Source organism: Sphingomonas sp. PEI4, assembly GCF_056679955.1.
The window spans coordinates 433,947-452,957 of record NZ_JBWXPI010000002.1 but is presented as its reverse complement, the minus strand read 5'-3'; the positions used below and the strand labels follow the sequence as shown (position 1 = coordinate 452,957).

The following is a 19,011-nucleotide window of genomic DNA, read 5'->3' as shown; positions in this document are numbered from 1 at the left end:
GCTCGGCTAAGGCTGCACGCCCGCAAAATCGATAACGGGATGCGGATCAGACTTCCCCGCCCGGTTTCGTTCAGCGACGGCCATACCGGCACCGAGTTCATCGTCGTGAAACGCGGCGAGAAGATCACCTTCCGGAGTGACAAGGGGCACGGCCACTACCGCATCTCGCACTTCCGCGACCTGGCCTGGTCTGTCGTCCCCGAAACCAAAGTTCACCGCACCGTCTTCGCGGCCCCTACCGCGTATGCGACACCAGCATGATGGATAGCCCCATGTCTGCCGACACTCCCCTCTCGCCGCTGCGCCGTGTGCTGTGCAGCAGGTCCAACGCCGTCAGGGTCGCCGCATGGATGCGTCTTGACGGGATCCACACCGACATCGTCGCTACGGACGAGCCGCTGCAGCCGTGGCTGATCCTCGAGACGAGCGACGCCCTGATCCAGGACGCACACGCATGCGCATGACCCTTGTCCTCGCTTTTGCCCTTGCCGCCTGCGGAGGGGCCGCGTCCCAGGCCGAAGACCCGTCGATGATCCGAGCTGACGGTCGCGCGATCGACGGTGACACCGTATCGTTCGACGTCCGGATTTTTGGGGCTGATGCCTTCGAGAAGCGGCAATTGTGTCGAAATACGGATGGCTGCTGGCCGTGCGGCAAGGCAGCGCAGGACTATGCGTCGAAGCTCCTGAAATCAGGAAGCAGCACGATCCGCCTGACGGGCAAGCAAAGCTACGGTCGTCCGATCGGAACGGTCGAGATCGGGGGCCAGGACCTTGGTGAGAGCATGATCGCCGCGGGGCTTGCCGTGCCGGCGACCAGCTACCTGAAAAGCGACCCCGAGCGCGCCCAGCGTTATTTCGCAGCTTATGAAAACGCCGAGGCCAGACATGCCGGCGTGCATGCCGGCTACTTCATCGATCCGGCAAAATGGCGTCGCGGCGAACGCCTCTCGTGCGAAGCCCGGGGCAAAAGCAGCCGAGAGCGCTGAATCGCGTGGGAGAGAAGGGGGAGGGGAAGGGTATCGATCAAGGAGACGATCATGCCCGCTTTCACTTCGACTCCCGCGCCCGTGCATACGCTCTGGGACACCCCCGATACCGCGATCCAGCGCCTGCCAGGCATCTGGTTCGTTACCACCCCCTCGCATGGTGGCTTCGTCCTGTCGGATGAGCGTCAGGCTGCGATGCCGGACGCGCTGCGCCTCGACAGCATCTACTACGAGGAGGACGTCAACTGGTCGCTGGTGATCGTCGGGTTCGAGACCGAGTTCGCAGCGCTGAAAGACCCGCTGTTCGATATCGAGCGCGACCTTGCCCATCAGACCGCACGTCACTGGCGACCGATGCAGTACGGTGCCTTCACCGGCGAGGTTATCAGCCCAAGCGATAGCTACGTCCTGAAGAAGGTAGCGCTCTACGAGGCCGCGATCGGAGAGATCGGGGTGCGCTCAGCGTCCGGAGACTGGGCCGACTGGGTGCCCAAGGGCAAGATCGGCGTCACCGGGCAACGCATCACCGGCTGCGATCATCTGGGCTTTGCACAGTATGAAGGCCCGGACTTCAAAGGCCTGTGTGATGCAGGACGCTACGATAGCTCACGCTCGATCAACACCTTTGCGGCTCTTGATGTCGAACTGGTGCCGTGACGATCGGGAGCGTCGTCGCCCTACCCCCTCTGGCCAACGGAGGGGGAGGGGGCCGACTAAAGGCCGGAAAGATGTTGCCAAAATCCGGCAACATCTTTCCCGAGACGTGCCCAAGCGCCCAGCCCTGAGGGGCTGACGATACGAGCGCAAACCGGGTGTCGCGGGAGAAGAGAGGGGGGTGAAGAGTGTGCGTCGAAAGAGCGCACGGTCCTCATTCGGAGCATGCGTCGATGATTTACGATGTGCCTTTCCGCCACCAACAAGCGCTGGACCCGAGCGCCCTCACCACCGTCGTCGCGACATTGCACGCAATGGGAAAAGCGGTCGACGACTGCCGCAATGCCGGCGTCGATCCCAGCAGCGACCCCGCTGTCGTCCTGCTGGCGCGTCACATGGCAACCGTGTCGACCAATCGTGCGCCCCGCGAGGTACTTCGCCACGCCTGCAGGCGCCGCCTCGAAGACCTGAAGCGGTTCCCGACGCTGCTGGCGCTCGCAATCCGCGGCGTGGAATATGACGCCGGCGGCAAGGAGCGTTTTCATATCGAAGCGACCGAGGCGATGAACGCCCTCGCCGTCTGCATTGGCCTGGCACCGGGGACATTCGATATAGTGTCGCTTCCGGGCGAACGCGATCAATCCGGCCATGTCCTGCTGGCGGCCGGCGAGTTTGCCGTCACCGTCAGGATCGGCGCACGTCACGAGGGTCGCGAGGTAGCGTACCGGGCTGTCTGCGATAGCACGAGCCAGCCCAACCACTACGCGCCGATGGCCGATCTGCTGAAGCCGGACCGCTTCGCTGATCGCCTGCGCCGTGATCTGTCGATCGCAGTCCGCCCGGTCGCGCCTGTCGCCCCGGTCCTGATCGCCGCCTGAAGGAGTGATGCCCATGCACATCCAAGACGCACTCGCGGTTGCACGAGCCGACGCCACGCGCATTGCGTACTTCATCGAGCGACGGGAGCGTTTCCTTGATGCGCTCGACTGGTCGATGCTCACCGAGGATCACGCGCGCCAGTCGGCGATGCTCGACGACCTGCTCGAGGGAGATATGGCCGATGCCATGCTCTATATCGACTGGCTGGTCGAGCGGCTGGCTGGTGATGCTGAACAGGTCCCCGGCGTACTCCGCTTTACGCCGCATCCGCGTCCGTGGCAGCTTGCGTGGATCACGCTCGCTTCCTGACCGACTGGGGGATTAATTGATGAGCCGTCATACTTTCACCGGCAACGCCGGCACCACTGTAGCGATCGGTTGGGATCGACCCTTGGCGACGTTTTTCGTTCAGGTCCTGCGTCCTCATCCGACCCTGAAAGGCGAAGATGACATGGTCGAATGGCAGGGTACTGAGCCCGACGAGTTACCGACCGCAGCAGCGGCGATCGAGATTGCCGCACGCTATGCCGACCTGCCGGAAACGCTCGGCGCTACGCTTGAGACCGACCGCCTCAAGACGCTCGGATCGGTCGACGGACCGGCGCAGCGCGCGGTGCGCCCGTTCCTTTATCGATCCTGAGCAACCCGCTTCGCAGGCGTTAGAGGGAAGGGGGATGGTGTTTAGGTCGATCCAAGTGGATCGATGGAGATACCCCATGTCCTACATTATCGATATTGGTGGCGCACCGGCCAACGAGGACTGCGCCCAACTCGGCCAGACGCCGGACTTCGAGGCCGTGAACACGTTCGAGGTCTTGGCCTACAAGCTGGCGGTCATAGCGCGGCACGGTATGCCGCCCGCCGGCTGCAAGCTTGGACCGCACACGAACCGACATGACTTTGGCGTCTATCGTACGCTCGCCCTCCACATCGAGGACGAGGAAGACGAAGCCGTTCAGGCATATGCCGAGGCGGTAGAGGAAGGTCTGGGGTCATGGCTCGAGGCCGGATTTACGCCCCCGGTCATCTACGCTGGTTCGGTCGCCAAGATCGAACGCCTCGACCACGTCGAGCTGGTGATCGGTGCGCTGCTGACGACAAGGCCGAACGCCGACGGGACGTTCCCGATCGCTGACTTCGGTATCCTTCACGGCCACCTCGCAGCGGCCTTTCCGCAACAAGCGGAGGCCGCGCGCCAACGTCTGGTCGAAGCGTAATCCCGCCCATCCTCTGAAGGATTGAGCCAATGCTGATGCTGCAATCGCAGCCCACCGGGATCGTCCCGGCGGGAGCGTTCCCCCTTGTCCGGTCACCGCGTGACGCCGAGGCCGTAGAGCCGGACTATTTTGATTCCACCGATATGCGTTGCTGGCTGACGCGTGGCCGGTCGGTCGAACAGGCAACCGAGCTGGCCCTGATCTGGCGATCCTATCCGGATTTGCCACCCACGGCGCCACTGGAGGACCGGATGGCAAGGGGACGCGAACGTATCGCGGCGATGAAGCCATTGAACGACGCGATAGCCGCCAGGACGGAGGCCGAACGGCAGACCCGGAACTTCGCCTTCATGGAATCGCGCGCCCGTGAAGGGACGATTGTCGATAGCGAGATTGCGATCCTGCGTGGCCGGGATCGCTACGGCTATGACTGGGATCTGGCCGTTGCCTACGCGAGCGGCTGGACCGCGGCCGATGCCGGTTGGGAGCATCGCTTTTGCGCCGATGGCTCGCGCCGGCAGGACGCCAAGCGCGAGGCCTATGACCGTGGTTTTGCCGATGGTGGCGGTGACCAGGCCGACTTGTTTGACGCCGCCCGCCGCAGCAACCTCGCCGCCATTCGTCGGGATAATCAACGCCCGGTAGCGCCACTACCGCCGAGGGCACGACCGGCGCCGAGCAGCTGGCCCAAGCCGAACGATCACGCCCGCCCAACGCGGTGGTCGCGGCGTCTGCTGATCGTCTCTGACGCCACGATCGAAGAGGTGACGCCAGGGTTGATGCGCGTCTCGAGTCTGCGCCTCGTTGATGAGATCCGCGCCCGACCCGGCACCGAGGCCATGACGATAGTCACGATCGACCGCCATGACGGCTTCGTCGTGAATGGCTGCCCGGTCGAGACGAAGGTGCCGATCGCGGCTTCTCGCGCCGACGAAATGATCGCCGATCCTAGCCACGGCGATGCCCTCCGCGCCATCCTCAGTCAACGCGAGATCGATGACGTCCTGATAGCGGTTCAGGGCGACTACCTCCGCATCGTCGACGCCTTCGCAAGCGCGTTGCCGCTGTGTGCGAACATGGAGCGATCGCAAAACTCGCTCTTACAACAGCGTGCGCACCTGCGATGCTGGCTCGACCGAGGCTATGACGGCACCGACAATCTTGGCGCCGGCCACATCCGTTGGGGCAAGGCGATCAAGGGCCTGACCGGCAAGCTCGGTGAATTTACTGTCCGCCATGTCGGCCCCGCGCCGCGCCGTGGCCACCTGATCCGGATCGAGGCCGAAGGCGGCACACTCGCCGAAGGCTACGCCACCTCCACCGGAGAACGTCTCGCGACCGAGATCACCGTCTCTAACAAGACGAACATCCGCCGCGAAATGGCAGCAGCCCTGCGCGCCTTTGGCGGCGCCACCCGCCTGATGGACGCCTGCGGCTGACACCGCAGGCCCCGCTTTTCCAACTTCTCTCAAGAGGAGACGACCATGCCTGAGATCCGCGAGCTGCCCGTGATGACCAAGGCCGATGCCGAGGCCATCGGCTTTGCCGGTTTCAACGACGTGCCGTACAAGGTCATAGACCTACCGGACGGCGACTTCACGCTTAGTGCCAAAACCAGCGACGGTCGCCGCGTCACCTTCAGTTTCCAGCCTCACAGCCCTGACGGGACAGCCAGGTTCGTCGATATTCAATTTCACGATCGCGGAACGACGATCCCAAGCACCGATGGCGGCAACATGCCGACGTTCAATGCGTTCGCGATCACCAAGGGCGGCCGGCATATCGTCGATACGCGCGCTCTCACTGAAGGCATCAAACCTTCGATACTGGTGCTGCTGATGGACACCGCCGAAGAAGAACGCGCACGCGCCGCGGTGCTGAAGAGCGAGACGCCAGGCTAACCAGCCAGGGCGGCGCAGGAGAGGAGAGGGGTGAGGGGAGAGAGACCGGAATAGGCCGGACAGGATCCTTCCCCCATGCGCACTCGCTACATAGCCACTTTCGCCGACACGATCCGGACCGACCCGGTGACACTTGCCCGGGAATATCTCTCCGCCCGCGATGCAACCGAACACGAGTTCCAAACCGACGAGGCACGCTCTGCCTATGTCGACGTCCTTTCGGCGCTCGGCCGCTTTCAGCACCGGACCGCGTTTGCCCGCGCGCTTGCCCAGTTCGACGTCCGCCCCGAGGCCGTGGACACAACGCGACAGGACAATCGTCTGCGCCCGATCGCATGGTCGTTCGGGGAGGGAGCCACGTTCCCCGGCTTCACCGATGACACGAAGTGGAACGGGTTTCTCAACGTCAGGGTGCCGGTCTCGGCATGGCCGTACGTGCTGGCCGAGCTGATCGACGGCGCCGACGGCGATGTCGAGACGATCGAGGGATACCGACGGCTAGGAACTACGGAAGGTCTGGTCTGCCTGTCCCACGGGTTCACCACCCACGAGGTGATGCCGACGTGGCCGTCGTTCTTTCCCGACTATGCGATCGACACGATGATGCCGATCCCGCCGGAATGGTCCGAGATGAGCTGGCGGCACGAAACGGCACCGAGCTTCGGACCTTGCGTTGGTCCGATGGGCGAGGCCGCACAGATCTGGATCGACTACGAACAGCCGGCGATGCGCGAATTCCCGGAGAGCGCGAGGTTCACCTTTAGCCGGCGTGACGCAGTCGGCGAACTGACGGTCGCCTATGCGGGTGACGACTATGCCGAAGCCCTTGGGCATATTGCGATCGAGACACTCGCCTGCGCATTCGCACACGGTCTCGCAGAACAGCTCGATCCGGATGAGTGGCGCCAGATGCGCCTACAGAACCAGACGATCGCAGCTGGTATTTGTGCGTCGCACGACTTCCTCGACGCCAACATGGTCATGCTGGCGGCCTGGCAAGCTACACGCGCGGCCGCGATAGTCGGGAATGGCGATGCCGATGCACTCGGCATCGACCTCGCTCACGTCAACGCCGCATGGGAAGTCGCCACACGCTATTACCTGACGGCCTCAGACGAGGCGGCCCGGTTCGACACCTGGCGTGTAACGGGGCGCGATGTGCCGAGCCTGGCCGCGGCGGGTCACGATCTGGCGACAATCCCAACATCGGATAGCGCAGGCCGCGTCTACTCGGTTGGCTTCGTTCAGGCGTATGGGACCGACTGGATCGTCGACGTCGGGAACACCAGCCAGAGCTTCGCCCACCTGATCGATGCGGAGGCTCACCTCTGGTCAGTCTTCGCATCCAATGAGTGTCGCTACGCTTGAGAGCTGGAACGTCCGCGCAACGGGTAGAGGTGCCGTGATAAGTGTTTACCCAGGCCGACCAAGTAGGCCCGAAGCACAAAGAGGGAGGGGGAGGTGACAGGCAGATGCGGGGAATGGCCCCGCCGAGCCTGAGGACACCGCCATGCTCCCTGCCACGATCGTCACCAGCGCCGCGCACGAAGCCACCGCCAAGGTTGGCCAGCTGCTCAACGGATCGCCGGCGAGCGCCGAAGCGCGTCTGGCGTCCATCGCCCACCTCAATGACCGTTGTCGCCATGGCCTCGACCGTACCGCTCGGATCATGGTGACGAGGAGCTGCCTTGGCACCTTTGCTTCCGGTGACGGCGCCATGGAGATCGTCGTTCAAGCAAGACTTTACGCCGCCATCCGCCACCATGTGTTCGCCGATGCGGGTGCGGCCGAACGGGACCGGGGCAACTTCGAGTTCGAGGGGACGACGGTCTACTTCAAGATCGACTATTATGACGCTGCGTTCGAGTACGGCTCGGAAGATCCCGCCGATGCCAGTATCACCCGGCGTGTGCTCACGATCATGGTCCGAGAGGACCTCTGACATGGTCACGGCAACACTGAAGCATCGCCGCCTGGACCTAATGTCATTGCTGACGCCTGGACCGGTCTACGAGAACTGGGAAGCCGAGAAAGCAGGCTGGCGCTGCTTCGTCATGGGCAATGATAACCCCAGCGGACGGCGTGGCAGTCGTCTGCGCGCTGCGTGGCAACGTGGTTACGACGCTGCCTCCCGAAGTCGGGATCCAGTAGGGTTGATGCTTTGAAACGGCGGAACGGATTGGCCGAGATGTACAGGATTGCAGACCGTCCACTTCACTGCGGACTCTTGCTACGGCGACGCCCTCCGCCCGATCCTTGCTGGACGCGGTCGCTTGTAATTGACCTGATTCGCGAAATTTCGATGCGATGAAGGCGAATAATATTACGATCAGGACCGGCGCACCACCCGCTGCGGCTTAGTATAATACCTCCACCGATCAGGTTGTGTAAGTCGCCAACAGATACAAGGCGCCCCGGATAGAGTCGGACGAAAGACTCTTAATATTCGGGCCGTAGGGAACATACTTAACCGCAATCGATTTCTTCTTTAAGAATATAGAGAGAGAACATGCGGATTTTGATGTCGATAGCAGCTGCAGCCCTGATTATTCCAGGTGTGGCGATGGCACAGACGACCGGCAGCACCACCGGTGGCACGACAAGCGGCGGTATGAGCGGATCAACCACTGATACCATGAGCGGGGAAGCGTCGACCGGTTCGATGGACCAGACTACGCCGAGTACATCAGGGTCGACCGCAACGACACGCATGCAGCATGGCACGAAGGCCCGCGGCAAGACGCGTGGCACAACGTCAGGGACGACGAGTGGCACGATGTCCGGTACAACCGGCAGCACGACTGGCGCGGACACGATGGGCGGTACGACTGACGGCACCGCTGGATCGATGAGTGGCACAAACCCTGGCGGCACAATGGGTGGCACGACCGGCGGTACGATGGGTTCCACGACAGGGGGAACGCCCGGCACCACCCCGCCGCGCTGATCTTACCCATTTTCTTGAATGAAAGGCCGGGCGAGCGATCGCCCGGCCTTTTCGTATTTGTTCGAGAAAAACCACGGGAAGGGTCGTAACCGACAGCTTCGGCTGCCTTTATTGTACAGTGTCAGGTAAAAGCAGTGCGTCGATGCAACGAGACTGCCACCTTGCGTACCTATGCGTTTGCCCGCGGCGCGGATGTCATCACAACACGACGTATCGAGCGCATCTGCCGTGAAACTCTGAGGAGCTGATCATCATGATCGACCTGTCATATAGACCCCGGTTGGCCGACCTTCGGACGCTCTCACCTCAAAGTCTCGGTTTACTGCCCTTCGAACGCGAAGGAGTAAGGGCGTCCGACGCTGGCGCGTTCCAGGGTCGGGCAGGTTACGACGCAGATTTTCTCCCCGGCTTTGCCGTGCCGCTCCCCGATACGCGTGCCATTGCCGGGGATGTGCTGCCGGTTACGGGCAGCGAGAGTGACCGGCTCGACTACGAGCATTTCTCGATTCTCATGTCGAAAAGCCGGCGTCTTGCCCTCTTCACCGCCGTCAATATCGATGGGAGCGCCAGCCTCTCGGTACCACGCGGCGGAGATCCGTGGGCGTTCGACGGGCGCATTCCCCCGGCGGCTCAAGCGGGGGATGAGCTATATGCCGATAACGACTTCGATCGCGGCCATCTTGTGCGGCGCGAAGATCCCAACTGGGGGCCGACCGCCAGCGTAGCCAACCGCGATACCTTCCATTTCACCAACTGTGCGCCACAGCTCTCGGTCTTCAATCAGCGATCCTGGCTGAGCCTCGAGGACTATATTCTCGGCAATACGCGCCGGGTCGGCGAACGTGCGACCGTTTTTACGGGGCCGGTCTTCCGGGCCAATGATCCGGTTTACCGCGGCGTCGCAATCCCGCTGGCCTATTGGAAGGTCGTCGCCTTCATCCATGACGATGGTCGTCCATCGGCCTCCGCGTATCTGATCGATCATGATGTCGACCTGGACGCGCAGTCGCTCCTGTTCGGAGCGTTCAAGACCTATCAGCGATCAGTCCTCGCAATAGAAAGCCTGACGAACCTCGACTTTGGGTCGTTGCGGGAATTTGACGGATTCTCAAACGAGGAGAAGGCGACCGGCGACGCTGTCCGGGTGCTGATTACCGAGGCCGAAGATATTAGGCTGTAACGGCCGCAAATAGCGCTGTCCTACAAAGAACATATATGGAACATCGGTAGTCGGATCAACAAGGAGAGTCGGACAATGACCGACATGATCGACGGCCCCATGCTCGTAGGTATCGCAGCGCTCATCACCAGCGTCGTCAACATCATCACCGCTGTCCGCGCGCGTGATCGGCCAGCAGACCGTTCGCGTGTGCGGACGATCCCGCGGCGTAGAAAGAGAAGAGAGAATCGCAGTTTAGGCGCATGATGCTCGAAAGCCCGAAGGAGACCGTTATGCGCTGCCGCGTCATTTCCCTTCTGCCTGTCCTAACAGGCCTGCCTCTTCTGGTGGGATGTGCGACAAACGCGATTCAGCTCGAAACTGCTGGGACGGTCCAGGCCCGAGGCCGGGAGGCAGTCCTCGCCACGACGGCCTATTTCGACGCGATAGAGCTGCGCCGTCGGGAGGCTGCTGCAGCGCTGGTCGCGAGCGATCCAAGCTGCCTGCCGGCCACCCCGCTGCGCATCCAGGTGCCTACGGCACCGACCGTCCCGCCCGCACCTCTATGCCTTGCGAACGAGGCACCCGCCCCTGGCTATACGGCGTTCGAAATCGACATCGGGAGCAGTCCACGAGCGGTACTGGAGCCGCGTGTTGCCCTGCTCGCCGCAATTGGTGGATACGCTGATGCTATGGCGGCCATTCTCGACGCCCCCAAGGCCGACGTATCGGCCGAGATCACTGCATTTGCCGATCAAGCCGACCGGCTGGCCCGGTTCACGAACTTTGTCGCCGGCACTGACCTGCCAAACGTCAACGCGGCTGTCGCCAGCGAACAAGGGCAGAGCGTCGTCGCGCTGATCGCGTTTGCCAACGACCTCGCGCGCGAAGCGCGGCAAACCGGCGATGTACGTGCATTGGTTGTCGAACGCGGCACCGTCGTCGATCGCGCACTGGCATCGCTGTCTGTTCAGGTCACGACCTGGGGCAGGGGGGCGGCACGCAACGCCGACGATCTCTACGGCAACGCGCTGTTCCGAACCTACCTTCGCAATCGCACCAGTCTGACCGCCGAACAGCGCGAGCAGCTTGCCACGCGTGTTTTCGCCGCCCGCGAGGCCGCGAAGCAGGGACCTGTACGGGCGGCTGAGGTGGCAGACGCGATTGATCTCGCCGCAAAAGCGCAGGCCGGGCTGCGGGATGCGTTGGCAGGTCGCTTATCGCCGCAGCAGCGCCGCGCCACGGCTCGAATGAATATCGATCGCATCACCCGCGCGCTCGGACTGATCGCGTCGATCGCCACCCCCGTTTGAGGAGGATCCGATGACCACCTTTACCGAGGCCGTGGAGGCGGCTGACGCGCTGATTGATCAGCTGCAGGCATTGACCGAGAACCCCCGCTATCTCCCGCGCTTCTTCGATACGATGTTCGGCTTACGCACGGCGCTCGGTAACGAACGCGATCGGTTCGCTTCGTCCCACAGTGCCGAGGCCGTGGACCGACCGGCGTTCGCCACGATCCTGGATCGCTGCGAACAAGCGGCGACGATCGGCGCGGCACTTACACCAGGCGATGCAGAGGTGTCGCGGTACGCGGCAGCCGTACAGCGCGCGATTGCGGCATTTGCCAATGATGGGGTGGCGTCCGCTCGGTCAGCCCTGCGCGGCACGCTGCGGCTTCGACGCGCATCAACGCCGTTGATAAGACCCGGGCGTCGGCCTGATCCAACCCCAGAGCCATATTACACCAGCCTTGTGAAGCTGTTCCCGGTAGAGGCCGTGACGCTTTACCCCCTCGCCATTGGGATTGCTGGCAACGACATCGTCATCCGCTTGATCCTGATCGCCATCATCACGCTGTTCGTCATCGCGCTGCGCTGGTTTGGAACGCAGGAGGAGAGTGGGGGAGATGCCGATGTGCTGGCGATCGGCGTGTCGGTCATTTCGTTCGAGCTCTACGCCGCCTCGCTAGGCGGGTTTGGCTACCTCCCGGGCGGCCCGGCACAGACCAGCCAGTTTCTCGCCTTCATCACCATCATGTGGGTCGCGCTCGTACCCTTCGCGCTTCGCCACTCCCGCCGCTAATCGATAAGGAGACACGATCATGTGCATGTCCACGCATCGGCATTCGCTTTACTGCATCCTGCCGCCATACATCCTTTCCAAGATCGCCGAGAACGGCTCACCTGCGCTGCGCGCCATGGCGATGCACAGCCTGATGATCGACCCGACCATCCGGATCGTCCGGGCCAGTACAGCCGGCCCCGTCACCGGAGATATCGCCCGACGGCGGTCGGCTGCGGGCAACATCCTTGTGCACAGTCCATTACGGACGATCCGGGACGCTGGGGGCGAACCTGAAGCGCCTGGTTCTGTGGTTGTGCGGCGTGAGGGGGAGGGACCGACGGGCGATATCGCGGTCGACGAGGCGTATGACGGTCTCGGTGCAACGTTTGCGTTGTTCTGGGAGGCCTATCTGCGCAACTCGATCGACGATGCCGGGCTGCCGCTTGATGCCACGGTCCATTACGATCAGGACTACGACAACGCCTTCTGGGACGGCACCCAGATGGTGTTCGGCGATGGCGATGGCGAGCTGTTCAACCGCTTCACGATCGCGCTCGATGTCATTGGTCACGAGCTCACGCACGGCGTCACCGAGAAGGAAGCTGGGCTCGCCTACTTCAATCAGTCGGGCGCGCTTAACGAGAGCATCTCCGACGTGTTCGGCAGCCTGGTGAAGCAGAAGCTTCTTGGCCAGACGGCCGACCAGGCGGACTGGCTCATTGGTGCCGGACTGCTGACCTCTGCGGTCAAAGGCGTCGCGCTGCGGTCGATGAAGGAACCCGGCACGGCCTATGACGATCCAGTCCTCGGCAAGGACCCGCAGCCGGGCCACATGGATGACTTTGTCCGCACCAATCAGGACAATGGCGGGGTTCATATCAATTCCGGTATCCCCAACCGAGCCTTCTACCTGGCCGCGACGACGATCGGTGGAAACGCATGGGACCGTGCCGGTCGGATATGGTACAATGCGGTGCTGGACCCCAATACGCGGGCCAACACAGACTTCGCCGGCTTTGCCTGCGTCACCATCGACGTCGCGGGACGTTTGCACGGTACGGATAGTGCCGAGACGACAGCTGTCGCCGAAGCATGGACAACGGTTGGAGTGATCTGATGCAGATGGGCAAGGCTTGCGACGAGACCGTGACGGGCGAAGCCCGGGTACGTATCGAGGGTGGTCTTGCCCATTTTCCCGGTCGTGCAAAGGAGCAGACCATTTCGTTCGGTGACCTTGCAACGCCCGAGCGTCAGGAACTCACCAGCCTTGCCGACCAGGCTGACTTCTTCGGTTGCGAGCCATCGACCGATATCGCGAGGCCGGATGCACGCACGTATACAGTTGGCCTGACGATCGATGGACGAAGCCGGGAGATGCGGCTCGCCGAGCCGATCCGTGACCCCGCAATGGCGAAGCTCGTCTCTGTTGTCCGCCGCCTGAGCAAGCAGCACGCACCCACACGGTGACGGTCTAACCAAACCGTGAGGCTTACTGATCCTTTTCGGCGCGTTTGCGATCGGCCTTGCGCGCCCGGCTAACGGCCGCTGCGTGTTCGCGAGCGCGCTTCTCCGACGGTTTCTCGAAATGGCGGCGCAGCTTCATCTCGCGGTAGACGCCTTCGCGCTGCAGCTTCTTTTTCAGAACGCGAAGAGCCTGGTCGACGTTGTTGTCGCGGACGATGACCTGCATGAAACCTGACTTTCGAAATTGCGTCGCTGATTAAGACGGCCATGCCTATAAGCCCCGTAGGCATGTGCCAAGTCCATGATTAACTTGTCGGCTTCAAACGCAGTTTTCTATCGCGACTGTGTTTACTCCTGCCCCATGCTGGAACGGTTTCTACGCCGCGGCCCCTGGGCATTGACACTCATCCATTAGGCCGGAGAAGGCGCCATGACCAATCCCGACATTCCTACCTATCGTGTTCAACTGCTACCGGCGCCAATAGTAATCGACGCTGATGGCCTCCCAGTCGCCAATTCCCACGTGGTCGAGATCGTATTCCCAGGGGACTCGATCGATACGACGCTGGGGAAGGTGAACACGATTGTCGGACCGGGAACGGCCAAGATCATCGTTGAGGACGCGACGTACCGCGGGATCAGCCTATGCTGAGTTTGCGCGCTGTGTAGCCTTCGGGCAGGGGAGCCTGCCAACCAAGGAAGCAGTGATACATGGCGAACCGTCTCATGATTGATCAAGACAGCCTGGTCGACAACGACCGCGAAAAGCAGGTCGAGTTTACCGCCGAAATTGACAGCGAGGACCGCGATTTTGCCGTGAAATACGCCGTTTTGCGTGAAGTGAGCGGCGATGAACCAGACAATGACGCCCTGGAACTGTTCGAGCGATTCAGCGATGAAATTCTCGATATCTGCGCCGATCTTGCCGAGCTTCGGCCAACGGCCAATGTGATAACCGTGACAGAAAGTGACCTCGAGTAGCAATCGCTCCGGGGCGCCCTTCGAAGCGCGCCGCTTAAGGCAGCAGTCAGGTCAGGGTTGGCATCTTCTAGGCTCATTGAGGATACCAACTTCGGCATGTTTTTCAGTTCTCTACGGCGGTTGCAGATCGGTCTTATCGTTGCCAGCTTGGCATTCTGCCTGCCTGTGCAGGCTGCATATGCCCGATCACGCGTCTCTGAGATCGTTGTCGATGCCTCAACCGGTACCGTTCTGTTTTCGCAGGCGCCGGATGCGGCGAAACGGCCGGCGTCGCTGACCAAGCTGATGACGCTCTATCTCGCATTCGAAGCGCTGACCGATGGTCGCTTACGGCTAAGTGACCATTTGCCGATATCCCGCCGGGCGGCGCATCAGCCGGCTACGCGCTTAGGCATAGCCGCAGGTGGGAGGATCACTGTCGGCAAGGCGCTGGATGCTATCGCAGCGATCTCTTCGAACGACCTGGCCGTTGCCGTGGCTGAACGCATTGCTGGTAGTGAGCCAAAATTTGCCAGACTGATGACGGCAAAGGCACGCCAGCTTGGGATGCGGAACACCCGGTTTGCAAACGCATCCGGGCTGACTAGCACCGGGAACGTGACGACGGCGAGCGACATGGCGAAGCTTTCGCGCGCCATCGTCAGGCGATTTCCGCGGCAATATGCCCGGTTCAGCAGACGTACGATTCAGTGGCGATCGCGTCGCATCGGCAATCACAACCATCTGCTCGGTCGGGTCGCGGGCGTCGACGGCATCAAGACCGGGTACACGTCCGACGCTGGCTACAATCTCGCAGCGTCGGCGATGCGCCGAGGTCGGCGTATCGTGGTCGTTGTGTTGGGTGAGACCAGCGTTTCGGCGCGTGATGCGCGCGTTGCCAACCTGATCGAGTTGGGCTTCACCGGGTCAAAATCGAAGGCGCGTCGCATACGACGGCGGTAACTCTACGAACTGCCTTGGGGTGACCCAGAGCGGCGAGGATCCTTCGGATCGATAATATATCTTATGTTAAATCAGTAAGTTAGAGGATATTCGGCATCGATTTTGCATGGCTTGGTTCCGGCTTTCGCCGAGAGCCGTCTCAAGCAGCAACCCTGGCCAGGACCGCATAAAGCTACGCGCTTCCCACGCCGAGGCCACCTGAGATGGAAGACACGGACGTAACTACGACGCCATCGCTCATCGCGATTGATAACGTCAGCCCAACAAGGTATATACATGGCATATGCAAAGGAGGCGTCGTGACCCAGACATCTGCTAATGTCGACGTGCGCGAAGCCAAGCTGTTTCGCAACAATCGCAGCCAGGCAGTGCGAATTCCCGCCGAGTTCGAATTTTCGGGAAGCCGTGTGCTCATCCACAAGGAAGGCGACAAGCTTATCATCGAGCCCGAACCCAAGGCCCGTCTTCTCGACATCCTGAAAGGGCTAACCCCCCTCGCCTCTGAGGATCTGTTTCCAGAGGATCTCGATGCTACGCTGCTCCCGCTCAGGGCCGTCGACCTGTGACCGGGTCACGCTACATGCTCGATACCAACATCGTCTCCGACCTCGTTCGAAATCCGCAAGGCGCGGTGTTCGATAAGATCGTCGAGATCGGAAGCGACAATCTGTGTGTCAGCATCATCACCGCGGCCGAACTGCGCTATGGTTGCGCCCGTAAGGGGTCCCCTCGCCTGCTCCAGCAAGTCGAAGCCATTCTGGGCGGGCTCGAGATCCTTCCGCTCGATGTTCCGGCCGACGCCGAATATGGGGGGATCCGTGCCGAGCTTGAAGCCGCTGGCAAACCGATCGGCCCCAACGACCTCCTGATCGCAGCCCATGCCTATGCACTAGGTGCCACGCTGGTCACCGCTAATGTCGGCGAGTTCACACGTATCCGGGGTCTTCGTGTGGAGAATTGGCTCGTCTGACGCCGACGGCTCCGCTTACGAAAACGGGGCCGGAACCGATAGCAGCGGTCCCGACCCCGTCGATCGAAGGTTCCTCCGTCGAAACGGTGGATAGACTGGCTTAACGCATCTGCGTCGAATCCGGTCCACCACCGTCGATATACGGATCGTCGTCAATTTTCCATGAACGGGCCTTTCGGCCGTTCTACCCGCCATACGGCACTTCACCCGAAGGACTTCACCCCGAAGGGACATCACCATGACCGTCATTGCACTTCCAGCCCGACGCAGTTCACTGAGTTCACTCGAGAACGCCTACGCCGTGGCTATTCAGCTTCGTGAGAGCACCGGCGTCGACCAGTTCGTAGTCCGCACCGACAATCCCATTCAGCCTTTCCGTGTCTCCCGGTGCCGGCCACATCACCCGGAGAGTCTTCTCGCCCTGGTCGCCTGACCGGGCGACTATCGTCAGCCCTCGGTCGTCACGTTGGCCATGATCTGCGCGGCCGTCAGGCTCTCGCACAGCTGGGCGTTCGTGGCGTAAATCACCGCAAGCTTCTGCTCGCGCATCACCATGCACATCCGACCACGACGGTACGTCAGGCTCTGCAACCAGGCGAGTTCTGTAATCGCCTGCTCGATAGGCGTGTCGTATAGCAGGTACCAAAGCCGCATCTGGAACGGGCTCTTGTCGCGCAAGATCTCTTCGAGATCCTTGTGCCCCTCGCCACGGCCCATGCCGTTGCTCGTTTCGCTCGCCAGTGCGGTGAACGCTTCCTGCATCTCCGTGATCGCGAAATAGGCAACGTCGAGGCCGATCCCGATCGTGGCGCCCGCCAGCACCCGCCGATCGGTCGATATTTCGGGGTCGCCGTTATTGTTGGTGCCGCTGTTGTTCAGCACGTCATATAGCGGGAGGTCATAGTCGTACCCCCGCATCATATCCTGCACTTTCATCATGTCCTCCTTCGGGTGAGGCTTGGGATTTGGCAGGATCGTCAAGCGATGAAGCAATACCCGGTCGCGTGACGAACATTGACAATTCCGCTGCCTACGGCAATGTCTGTACGTCACGACAAAGAAGGTCAAGCCGCCATGCAAACTTTTTCCAGTCGCGACTTCAATCGCGAACCAGGTCGCATCAAGCGGGCCGCGGTTGATGGCGCAGTCATCATCACCGAACGCGGCCGACCAATCATGGCGGTCATGCCTTTTGCCGAATACGAGCGGCTGAAAGCGCCTCCCGGCAACATCCTCGACGCCCTCGACATGGACGAGGTCGGAGACATCGAGGTCGACTTCAGCAGGGCACCATCGTTCCCGCGTCCGGCGGTGTTCGACTGATGTACTTGCTCGACACCAACGCCCTGTCCGAGCTGCGCAAGCGGCGCAGCGGAAAGATCAGTGCAGCCGTCGAAGCATGGGCCGGTAGCGTCGATCAGGCGGACATGTTCCTTTCGGTCATCACGATCATGGAGATCGAGCTTGGCATCGCACTGCTCGAACGGCGCGATACGCGGCAAGCCGGCGTGTTGCGGCTCTGGCTACACGACAAGGTCATGCCCGCCTTTGCCGGGCGCATACTCCCCGTCGACACAACGATCGCGCTGCGCTGCGCGCGGCTGCACGTTCCGGACACCAAAAGCGAACGCGACGCCTGGATCGCAGCGACCGGCCTCGTACACGACCTGACGATCGTCACCCGAAATGTCGTCGACTTCGCAGGCACAGATGTTACCCTTTTGGATCCGTGGACCTACCCTCAGTGAAAGCCAGGAGACGATCATGAGATCCATGCACCCACGAACGGCCCTCGCTTTTGGTGCGGTACTTATCGGGGCCTCGGCAGGCCTTCTCCAGGAAGCGATCGACGCCCGTTCCACAAGGTAAACAGGTGTGCTGCATGTGCTTTGTATCGGAGCCATTTTCGCAAATGGCGGGTTGATGCGCATGACCTTATCAACAATCCCCTACGCTCTGGCCGTCGACGACGAACCATTCATCCTTATGGATATAACTGGGATCCTCGAAGACGCGGGTTTCCGCACTTACGAAGCCAGTAGCGGCGATGCCGCGATCGCTATGCTTCCCGAGTACGCCCACACCATCACCCTTCTTTTTTCGGACGTCGACATGCCGGGTGACACCAACGGGTTCGCGCTCGCGCGCCACGTCGCCGAAAACTACCCCTGGATCGAGATTGTCATCGGTAGCGGGCGCGTCAGCCCGGAAACTGGCGACCTTCCGGAGAAGGCGACGTTTCTTTCGAAGCCGTTCAACGCGCAGATGATCCATGGCCATCTTCGCGAAACCCTGCCCGATGGCAAGTTGCCAGAACCGCTCAAGAACGCGGCCTGAGCCGCGTAGGACGGCATGGTTCAGACGTCGTCGCTCTCGACCGGCGTCGTCACGCCACGTGCTACGAGCGCGGCAGTCAACTGACGCCTGATGCTCATGCCGTTCAGGTGGCTGAACACGCCCTCATAACCCTCGGCGGTAAGGCGTTCTCGAATGTCCGAAACCGAGCGACAGGCCCCTTCCCTGGCCAACTGGAATGCCCGCTCAACCGTACCGATCCGCGTGTCGCTCAATGTCCCCCCCCGGATAGCCAATCGATCGCGCGAGATGCGGCTGTCAGCTTTCGCTGGTTAACGACCAAAGTTTATGCGGTTCAAGCCTGTTCGCGGTTGCAAAACGATGTTCGCAGATGCAGCATGGCTACGCCTTTCAGGCATCCTCTCCTAAAAACTATCCGGGCCGGCTCACGCTGGCCCCTTTTTTGTCTGCCGAACGCCACCCGGTGCGCCTGACAATATCTTTGGCACCGCCATGGTCTGAAGGGATTCAACCCAGCTTGATGTCG

The 19,011-nt window shown here is 61.6% G+C and carries 31 protein-coding genes; 27 read left to right on the top strand and 4 right to left on the bottom strand.

The window, feature by feature from the left end:
- The 12 genes from AC1MLZ_RS21095 to AC1MLZ_RS21040 form a co-directional block, all read left to right on the top strand.
- Nucleotides 1-261, top strand: a 261-nt coding sequence (locus AC1MLZ_RS21095) for a DUF6927 domain-containing protein (RefSeq protein ID WP_480961915.1), incomplete at its 5' end; no start/stop codon positions are given.
- Between the two features lie 11 nt (nucleotides 262-272).
- Complete coding sequence (locus AC1MLZ_RS21090; RefSeq protein WP_480961914.1) at nucleotides 273-464, top strand: hypothetical protein; 192 nt, start codon at nucleotides 273-275, stop codon at nucleotides 462-464.
- On the top strand, nucleotides 455-988 hold the full coding sequence (locus AC1MLZ_RS21085; RefSeq protein ID WP_480961913.1) for a thermonuclease family protein: 534 nt from the start codon (nucleotides 455-457) through the stop codon (nucleotides 986-988). Before AC1MLZ_RS21090 ends, AC1MLZ_RS21085 begins: the two co-directional genes overlap by 10 nt.
- Nucleotides 989-1,039: 51 nt before the next feature.
- The gene (locus AC1MLZ_RS21080) at nucleotides 1,040-1,645 is read left to right on the top strand and encodes a DUF7007 domain-containing protein (protein WP_480961912.1); all 606 of its coding nucleotides are present in this window, start codon (nucleotides 1,040-1,042) and stop codon (nucleotides 1,643-1,645) included.
- A 230-nt stretch (nucleotides 1,646-1,875) separates the two neighbouring features.
- Nucleotides 1,876-2,520: a hypothetical protein gene (locus AC1MLZ_RS21075; RefSeq protein WP_480961911.1), complete on the top strand. Its 645-nt coding sequence runs from the start codon at nucleotides 1,876-1,878 to the stop codon at nucleotides 2,518-2,520.
- Nucleotides 2,521-2,533: 13 nt separating this feature from the next.
- The gene (locus tag AC1MLZ_RS21070; protein WP_480961910.1) at nucleotides 2,534-2,830 is read left to right on the top strand and encodes a hypothetical protein; all 297 of its coding nucleotides are present in this window, start codon (nucleotides 2,534-2,536) and stop codon (nucleotides 2,828-2,830) included.
- Between the two features lie 19 nt (nucleotides 2,831-2,849).
- Nucleotides 2,850-3,161, top strand: coding sequence for a hypothetical protein (locus AC1MLZ_RS21065; RefSeq protein ID WP_480961909.1), 312 nt, complete (start codon nucleotides 2,850-2,852; stop codon nucleotides 3,159-3,161).
- A 76-nt stretch (nucleotides 3,162-3,237) separates the two neighbouring features.
- Nucleotides 3,238-3,738, top strand: a complete 501-nt coding sequence (locus AC1MLZ_RS21060; protein WP_480961908.1) for a hypothetical protein — start codon at nucleotides 3,238-3,240, stop codon at nucleotides 3,736-3,738.
- A gap of 29 nt (nucleotides 3,739-3,767) precedes the next feature.
- Nucleotides 3,768-5,177 carry a hypothetical protein gene (locus tag AC1MLZ_RS21055; RefSeq protein WP_480961907.1) on the top strand — a complete coding sequence of 470 codons (1,410 nt, stop codon included), beginning with the start codon at nucleotides 3,768-3,770 and terminating at the stop codon, nucleotides 5,175-5,177.
- A gap of 72 nt (nucleotides 5,178-5,249) precedes the next feature.
- Nucleotides 5,250-5,639, top strand: a complete 390-nt coding sequence (locus AC1MLZ_RS21050) for a hypothetical protein (protein WP_480961906.1) — start codon at nucleotides 5,250-5,252, stop codon at nucleotides 5,637-5,639.
- A 75-nt stretch (nucleotides 5,640-5,714) separates the two neighbouring features.
- Nucleotides 5,715-7,007, top strand: coding sequence for a hypothetical protein (locus tag AC1MLZ_RS21045; RefSeq protein ID WP_480961905.1), 1,293 nt, complete (start codon nucleotides 5,715-5,717; stop codon nucleotides 7,005-7,007).
- 142 nt (nucleotides 7,008-7,149) lie between these two features.
- Nucleotides 7,150-7,581, top strand: a complete 432-nt coding sequence (locus AC1MLZ_RS21040) for a DUF3768 domain-containing protein (protein ID WP_480961904.1) — start codon at nucleotides 7,150-7,152, stop codon at nucleotides 7,579-7,581.
- A 524-nt stretch (nucleotides 7,582-8,105) separates the two neighbouring features.
- Here AC1MLZ_RS21040 and AC1MLZ_RS21035 read toward each other — a convergent pair.
- Nucleotides 8,106-8,267 (bottom strand): hypothetical protein, encoded by a 162-nt coding sequence (locus tag AC1MLZ_RS21035; protein ID WP_480961903.1) that lies wholly within the window; start codon nucleotides 8,265-8,267, stop codon nucleotides 8,106-8,108.
- A gap of 148 nt (nucleotides 8,268-8,415) precedes the next feature.
- Here AC1MLZ_RS21035 and AC1MLZ_RS21030 point away from each other — a divergent pair, with 148 nt between their 5' ends.
- From AC1MLZ_RS21030 to AC1MLZ_RS21000, 7 genes are all read left to right on the top strand, one after another.
- Nucleotides 8,416-8,586, top strand: coding sequence for a hypothetical protein (locus AC1MLZ_RS21030; RefSeq protein WP_332747259.1), 171 nt, complete (start codon nucleotides 8,416-8,418; stop codon nucleotides 8,584-8,586).
- 253 nt (nucleotides 8,587-8,839) lie between these two features.
- The gene (locus tag AC1MLZ_RS21025) at nucleotides 8,840-9,766 is read left to right on the top strand and encodes a DNA/RNA non-specific endonuclease (protein WP_480961902.1); all 927 of its coding nucleotides are present in this window, start codon (nucleotides 8,840-8,842) and stop codon (nucleotides 9,764-9,766) included.
- Nucleotides 9,767-9,841: 75 nt separating this feature from the next.
- Complete coding sequence (locus AC1MLZ_RS21020; protein WP_156363470.1) at nucleotides 9,842-10,012, top strand: hypothetical protein; 171 nt, start codon at nucleotides 9,842-9,844, stop codon at nucleotides 10,010-10,012.
- Nucleotides 10,009-11,058 (top strand): hypothetical protein, encoded by a 1,050-nt coding sequence (locus AC1MLZ_RS21015; RefSeq protein WP_480961901.1) that lies wholly within the window; start codon nucleotides 10,009-10,011, stop codon nucleotides 11,056-11,058. Before AC1MLZ_RS21020 ends, AC1MLZ_RS21015 begins: the two co-directional genes overlap by 4 nt.
- 10 nt (nucleotides 11,059-11,068) lie before the next feature.
- The gene (locus tag AC1MLZ_RS21010) at nucleotides 11,069-11,830 is read left to right on the top strand and encodes a hypothetical protein (protein WP_480961900.1); all 762 of its coding nucleotides are present in this window, start codon (nucleotides 11,069-11,071) and stop codon (nucleotides 11,828-11,830) included.
- A 19-nt stretch (nucleotides 11,831-11,849) separates the two neighbouring features.
- On the top strand, nucleotides 11,850-12,929 hold the full coding sequence (locus AC1MLZ_RS21005) for a M4 family metallopeptidase (RefSeq protein WP_480961899.1): 1,080 nt from the start codon (nucleotides 11,850-11,852) through the stop codon (nucleotides 12,927-12,929).
- The gene (locus AC1MLZ_RS21000) at nucleotides 12,929-13,279 is read left to right on the top strand and encodes a protealysin inhibitor emfourin (RefSeq protein WP_132741123.1); all 351 of its coding nucleotides are present in this window, start codon (nucleotides 12,929-12,931) and stop codon (nucleotides 13,277-13,279) included. The genes AC1MLZ_RS21005 and AC1MLZ_RS21000 overlap by 1 nt, the downstream gene beginning before the upstream one ends.
- A 22-nt stretch (nucleotides 13,280-13,301) precedes the next feature.
- On the opposite strand, the gene rpsU is transcribed toward AC1MLZ_RS21000, so the two are convergent.
- Complete coding sequence (rpsU, locus tag AC1MLZ_RS20995; RefSeq protein WP_056483632.1) at nucleotides 13,302-13,502, bottom strand: 30S ribosomal protein S21; 201 nt, start codon at nucleotides 13,500-13,502, stop codon at nucleotides 13,302-13,304.
- Nucleotides 13,503-13,799: 297 nt separating this feature from the next.
- Between rpsU and AC1MLZ_RS20990 the strand changes: the two genes are divergently transcribed.
- The 5 genes from AC1MLZ_RS20990 (at nucleotide 13,800) to AC1MLZ_RS20970 (ending at nucleotide 16,169) form a co-directional block, all read left to right on the top strand.
- Nucleotides 13,800-13,928, top strand: a complete 129-nt coding sequence (locus AC1MLZ_RS20990) for a hypothetical protein (RefSeq protein ID WP_480961898.1) — start codon at nucleotides 13,800-13,802, stop codon at nucleotides 13,926-13,928.
- Nucleotides 13,929-13,987: 59 nt separating this feature from the next.
- Nucleotides 13,988-14,257, top strand: a complete 270-nt coding sequence (locus tag AC1MLZ_RS20985) for a DUF1488 family protein (protein WP_480961897.1) — start codon at nucleotides 13,988-13,990, stop codon at nucleotides 14,255-14,257.
- Nucleotides 14,258-14,377: 120 nt separating this feature from the next.
- Nucleotides 14,378-15,199: a D-alanyl-D-alanine carboxypeptidase family protein gene (locus AC1MLZ_RS20980; RefSeq protein WP_480961896.1), complete on the top strand. Its 822-nt coding sequence runs from the start codon at nucleotides 14,378-14,380 to the stop codon at nucleotides 15,197-15,199.
- A 299-nt stretch (nucleotides 15,200-15,498) separates the two neighbouring features.
- Nucleotides 15,499-15,765 (top strand): antitoxin, encoded by a 267-nt coding sequence (locus AC1MLZ_RS20975; protein WP_056678505.1) that lies wholly within the window; start codon nucleotides 15,499-15,501, stop codon nucleotides 15,763-15,765.
- A 14-nt stretch (nucleotides 15,766-15,779) separates the two neighbouring features.
- On the top strand, nucleotides 15,780-16,169 hold the full coding sequence (locus AC1MLZ_RS20970; protein ID WP_056678503.1) for a type II toxin-antitoxin system VapC family toxin: 390 nt from the start codon (nucleotides 15,780-15,782) through the stop codon (nucleotides 16,167-16,169).
- A gap of 447 nt (nucleotides 16,170-16,616) precedes the next feature.
- Here AC1MLZ_RS20970 and AC1MLZ_RS20965 read toward each other — a convergent pair whose 3' ends face one another.
- Nucleotides 16,617-17,105, bottom strand: coding sequence for a hypothetical protein (locus AC1MLZ_RS20965; RefSeq protein ID WP_480961895.1), 489 nt, complete (start codon nucleotides 17,103-17,105; stop codon nucleotides 16,617-16,619).
- A 102-nt stretch (nucleotides 17,106-17,207) separates the two neighbouring features.
- Between AC1MLZ_RS20965 and AC1MLZ_RS20960 the strand changes: the two genes are divergently transcribed.
- The 3 genes from AC1MLZ_RS20960 to AC1MLZ_RS20950 all read left to right on the top strand — a co-directional run bounded on the left by AC1MLZ_RS20960 (nucleotide 17,208) and on the right by AC1MLZ_RS20950 (nucleotide 18,506).
- Nucleotides 17,208-17,492, top strand: a complete 285-nt coding sequence (locus AC1MLZ_RS20960) for a type II toxin-antitoxin system Phd/YefM family antitoxin (protein WP_480961894.1) — start codon at nucleotides 17,208-17,210, stop codon at nucleotides 17,490-17,492.
- Nucleotides 17,492-17,917, top strand: coding sequence for a PIN domain-containing protein (locus tag AC1MLZ_RS20955; protein ID WP_480961893.1), 426 nt, complete (start codon nucleotides 17,492-17,494; stop codon nucleotides 17,915-17,917). Before AC1MLZ_RS20960 ends, AC1MLZ_RS20955 begins: the two co-directional genes overlap by 1 nt.
- Nucleotides 17,918-18,098: 181 nt before the next feature.
- Nucleotides 18,099-18,506 carry a response regulator gene (locus AC1MLZ_RS20950; protein WP_056678500.1) on the top strand — a complete coding sequence of 136 codons (408 nt, stop codon included), beginning with the start codon at nucleotides 18,099-18,101 and terminating at the stop codon, nucleotides 18,504-18,506.
- Between the two features lie 20 nt (nucleotides 18,507-18,526).
- Here AC1MLZ_RS20950 and AC1MLZ_RS20945 read toward each other — a convergent pair whose 3' ends face one another.
- Nucleotides 18,527-18,739 (bottom strand): hypothetical protein, encoded by a 213-nt coding sequence (locus AC1MLZ_RS20945; RefSeq protein WP_093400793.1) that lies wholly within the window; start codon nucleotides 18,737-18,739, stop codon nucleotides 18,527-18,529.
- Nucleotides 18,740-19,011 lie beyond the last annotated feature (272 nt).

What these genes read in the sequence shown, in the direction of transcription:
- AC1MLZ_RS21090 (WP_480961914.1), top strand. Translation starts at nt 273, where the DNA reads ATGTCTGCCGACACTCCCCTCTCGCCGCTGCGCCGTGTGCTGTGCAGC.
- AC1MLZ_RS20960 (WP_480961894.1), top strand. Translation starts at nt 17,208, where the DNA reads ATGTCTGTACGTCACGACAAAGAAGGTCAAGCCGCCATGCAAACTTTT.
- AC1MLZ_RS21075 (WP_480961911.1), top strand. Translation starts at nt 1,876, where the DNA reads ATGATTTACGATGTGCCTTTCCGCCACCAACAAGCGCTGGACCCGAGC.
- AC1MLZ_RS21000 (WP_132741123.1), top strand. Translation starts at nt 12,929, where the DNA reads ATGCAGATGGGCAAGGCTTGCGACGAGACCGTGACGGGCGAAGCCCGG.
- AC1MLZ_RS21005 (WP_480961899.1), top strand. Translation starts at nt 11,850, where the DNA reads ATGTGCATGTCCACGCATCGGCATTCGCTTTACTGCATCCTGCCGCCA.
- AC1MLZ_RS20985 (WP_480961897.1), top strand. Translation starts at nt 13,988, where the DNA reads ATGGCGAACCGTCTCATGATTGATCAAGACAGCCTGGTCGACAACGAC.
- AC1MLZ_RS21030 (WP_332747259.1), top strand. Translation starts at nt 8,416, where the DNA reads ATGTCCGGTACAACCGGCAGCACGACTGGCGCGGACACGATGGGCGGT.
- AC1MLZ_RS21065 (WP_480961909.1), top strand. Translation starts at nt 2,850, where the DNA reads ATGAGCCGTCATACTTTCACCGGCAACGCCGGCACCACTGTAGCGATC.
- AC1MLZ_RS21070 (WP_480961910.1), top strand. Translation starts at nt 2,534, where the DNA reads ATGCACATCCAAGACGCACTCGCGGTTGCACGAGCCGACGCCACGCGC.
- AC1MLZ_RS21015 (WP_480961901.1), top strand. Translation starts at nt 10,009, where the DNA reads ATGATGCTCGAAAGCCCGAAGGAGACCGTTATGCGCTGCCGCGTCATT.
- AC1MLZ_RS21080 (WP_480961912.1), top strand. Translation starts at nt 1,040, where the DNA reads ATGCCCGCTTTCACTTCGACTCCCGCGCCCGTGCATACGCTCTGGGAC.
- AC1MLZ_RS20950 (WP_056678500.1), top strand. Translation starts at nt 18,099, where the DNA reads ATGACCTTATCAACAATCCCCTACGCTCTGGCCGTCGACGACGAACCA.
- AC1MLZ_RS20965 (WP_480961895.1), bottom strand. Translation starts at nt 17,105, where the DNA reads ATGAAAGTGCAGGATATGATGCGGGGGTACGACTATGACCTCCCGCTA.
- AC1MLZ_RS21085 (WP_480961913.1), top strand. Translation starts at nt 455, where the DNA reads ATGCGCATGACCCTTGTCCTCGCTTTTGCCCTTGCCGCCTGCGGAGGG.
- AC1MLZ_RS21050 (WP_480961906.1), top strand. Translation starts at nt 5,250, where the DNA reads ATGACCAAGGCCGATGCCGAGGCCATCGGCTTTGCCGGTTTCAACGAC.
- AC1MLZ_RS21010 (WP_480961900.1), top strand. Translation starts at nt 11,069, where the DNA reads ATGACCACCTTTACCGAGGCCGTGGAGGCGGCTGACGCGCTGATTGAT.
- rpsU (WP_056483632.1), bottom strand. Translation starts at nt 13,502, where the DNA reads ATGCAGGTCATCGTCCGCGACAACAACGTCGACCAGGCTCTTCGCGTT.
- AC1MLZ_RS20955 (WP_480961893.1), top strand. Translation starts at nt 17,492, where the DNA reads ATGTACTTGCTCGACACCAACGCCCTGTCCGAGCTGCGCAAGCGGCGC.
- AC1MLZ_RS21020 (WP_156363470.1), top strand. Translation starts at nt 9,842, where the DNA reads ATGACCGACATGATCGACGGCCCCATGCTCGTAGGTATCGCAGCGCTC.
- AC1MLZ_RS21040 (WP_480961904.1), top strand. Translation starts at nt 7,150, where the DNA reads ATGCTCCCTGCCACGATCGTCACCAGCGCCGCGCACGAAGCCACCGCC.
- AC1MLZ_RS20970 (WP_056678503.1), top strand. Translation starts at nt 15,780, where the DNA reads ATGCTCGATACCAACATCGTCTCCGACCTCGTTCGAAATCCGCAAGGC.
- AC1MLZ_RS21045 (WP_480961905.1), top strand. Translation starts at nt 5,715, where the DNA reads ATGCGCACTCGCTACATAGCCACTTTCGCCGACACGATCCGGACCGAC.
- AC1MLZ_RS21055 (WP_480961907.1), top strand. Translation starts at nt 3,768, where the DNA reads ATGCTGATGCTGCAATCGCAGCCCACCGGGATCGTCCCGGCGGGAGCG.
- AC1MLZ_RS21025 (WP_480961902.1), top strand. Translation starts at nt 8,840, where the DNA reads ATGATCGACCTGTCATATAGACCCCGGTTGGCCGACCTTCGGACGCTC.
- AC1MLZ_RS21060 (WP_480961908.1), top strand. Translation starts at nt 3,238, where the DNA reads ATGTCCTACATTATCGATATTGGTGGCGCACCGGCCAACGAGGACTGC.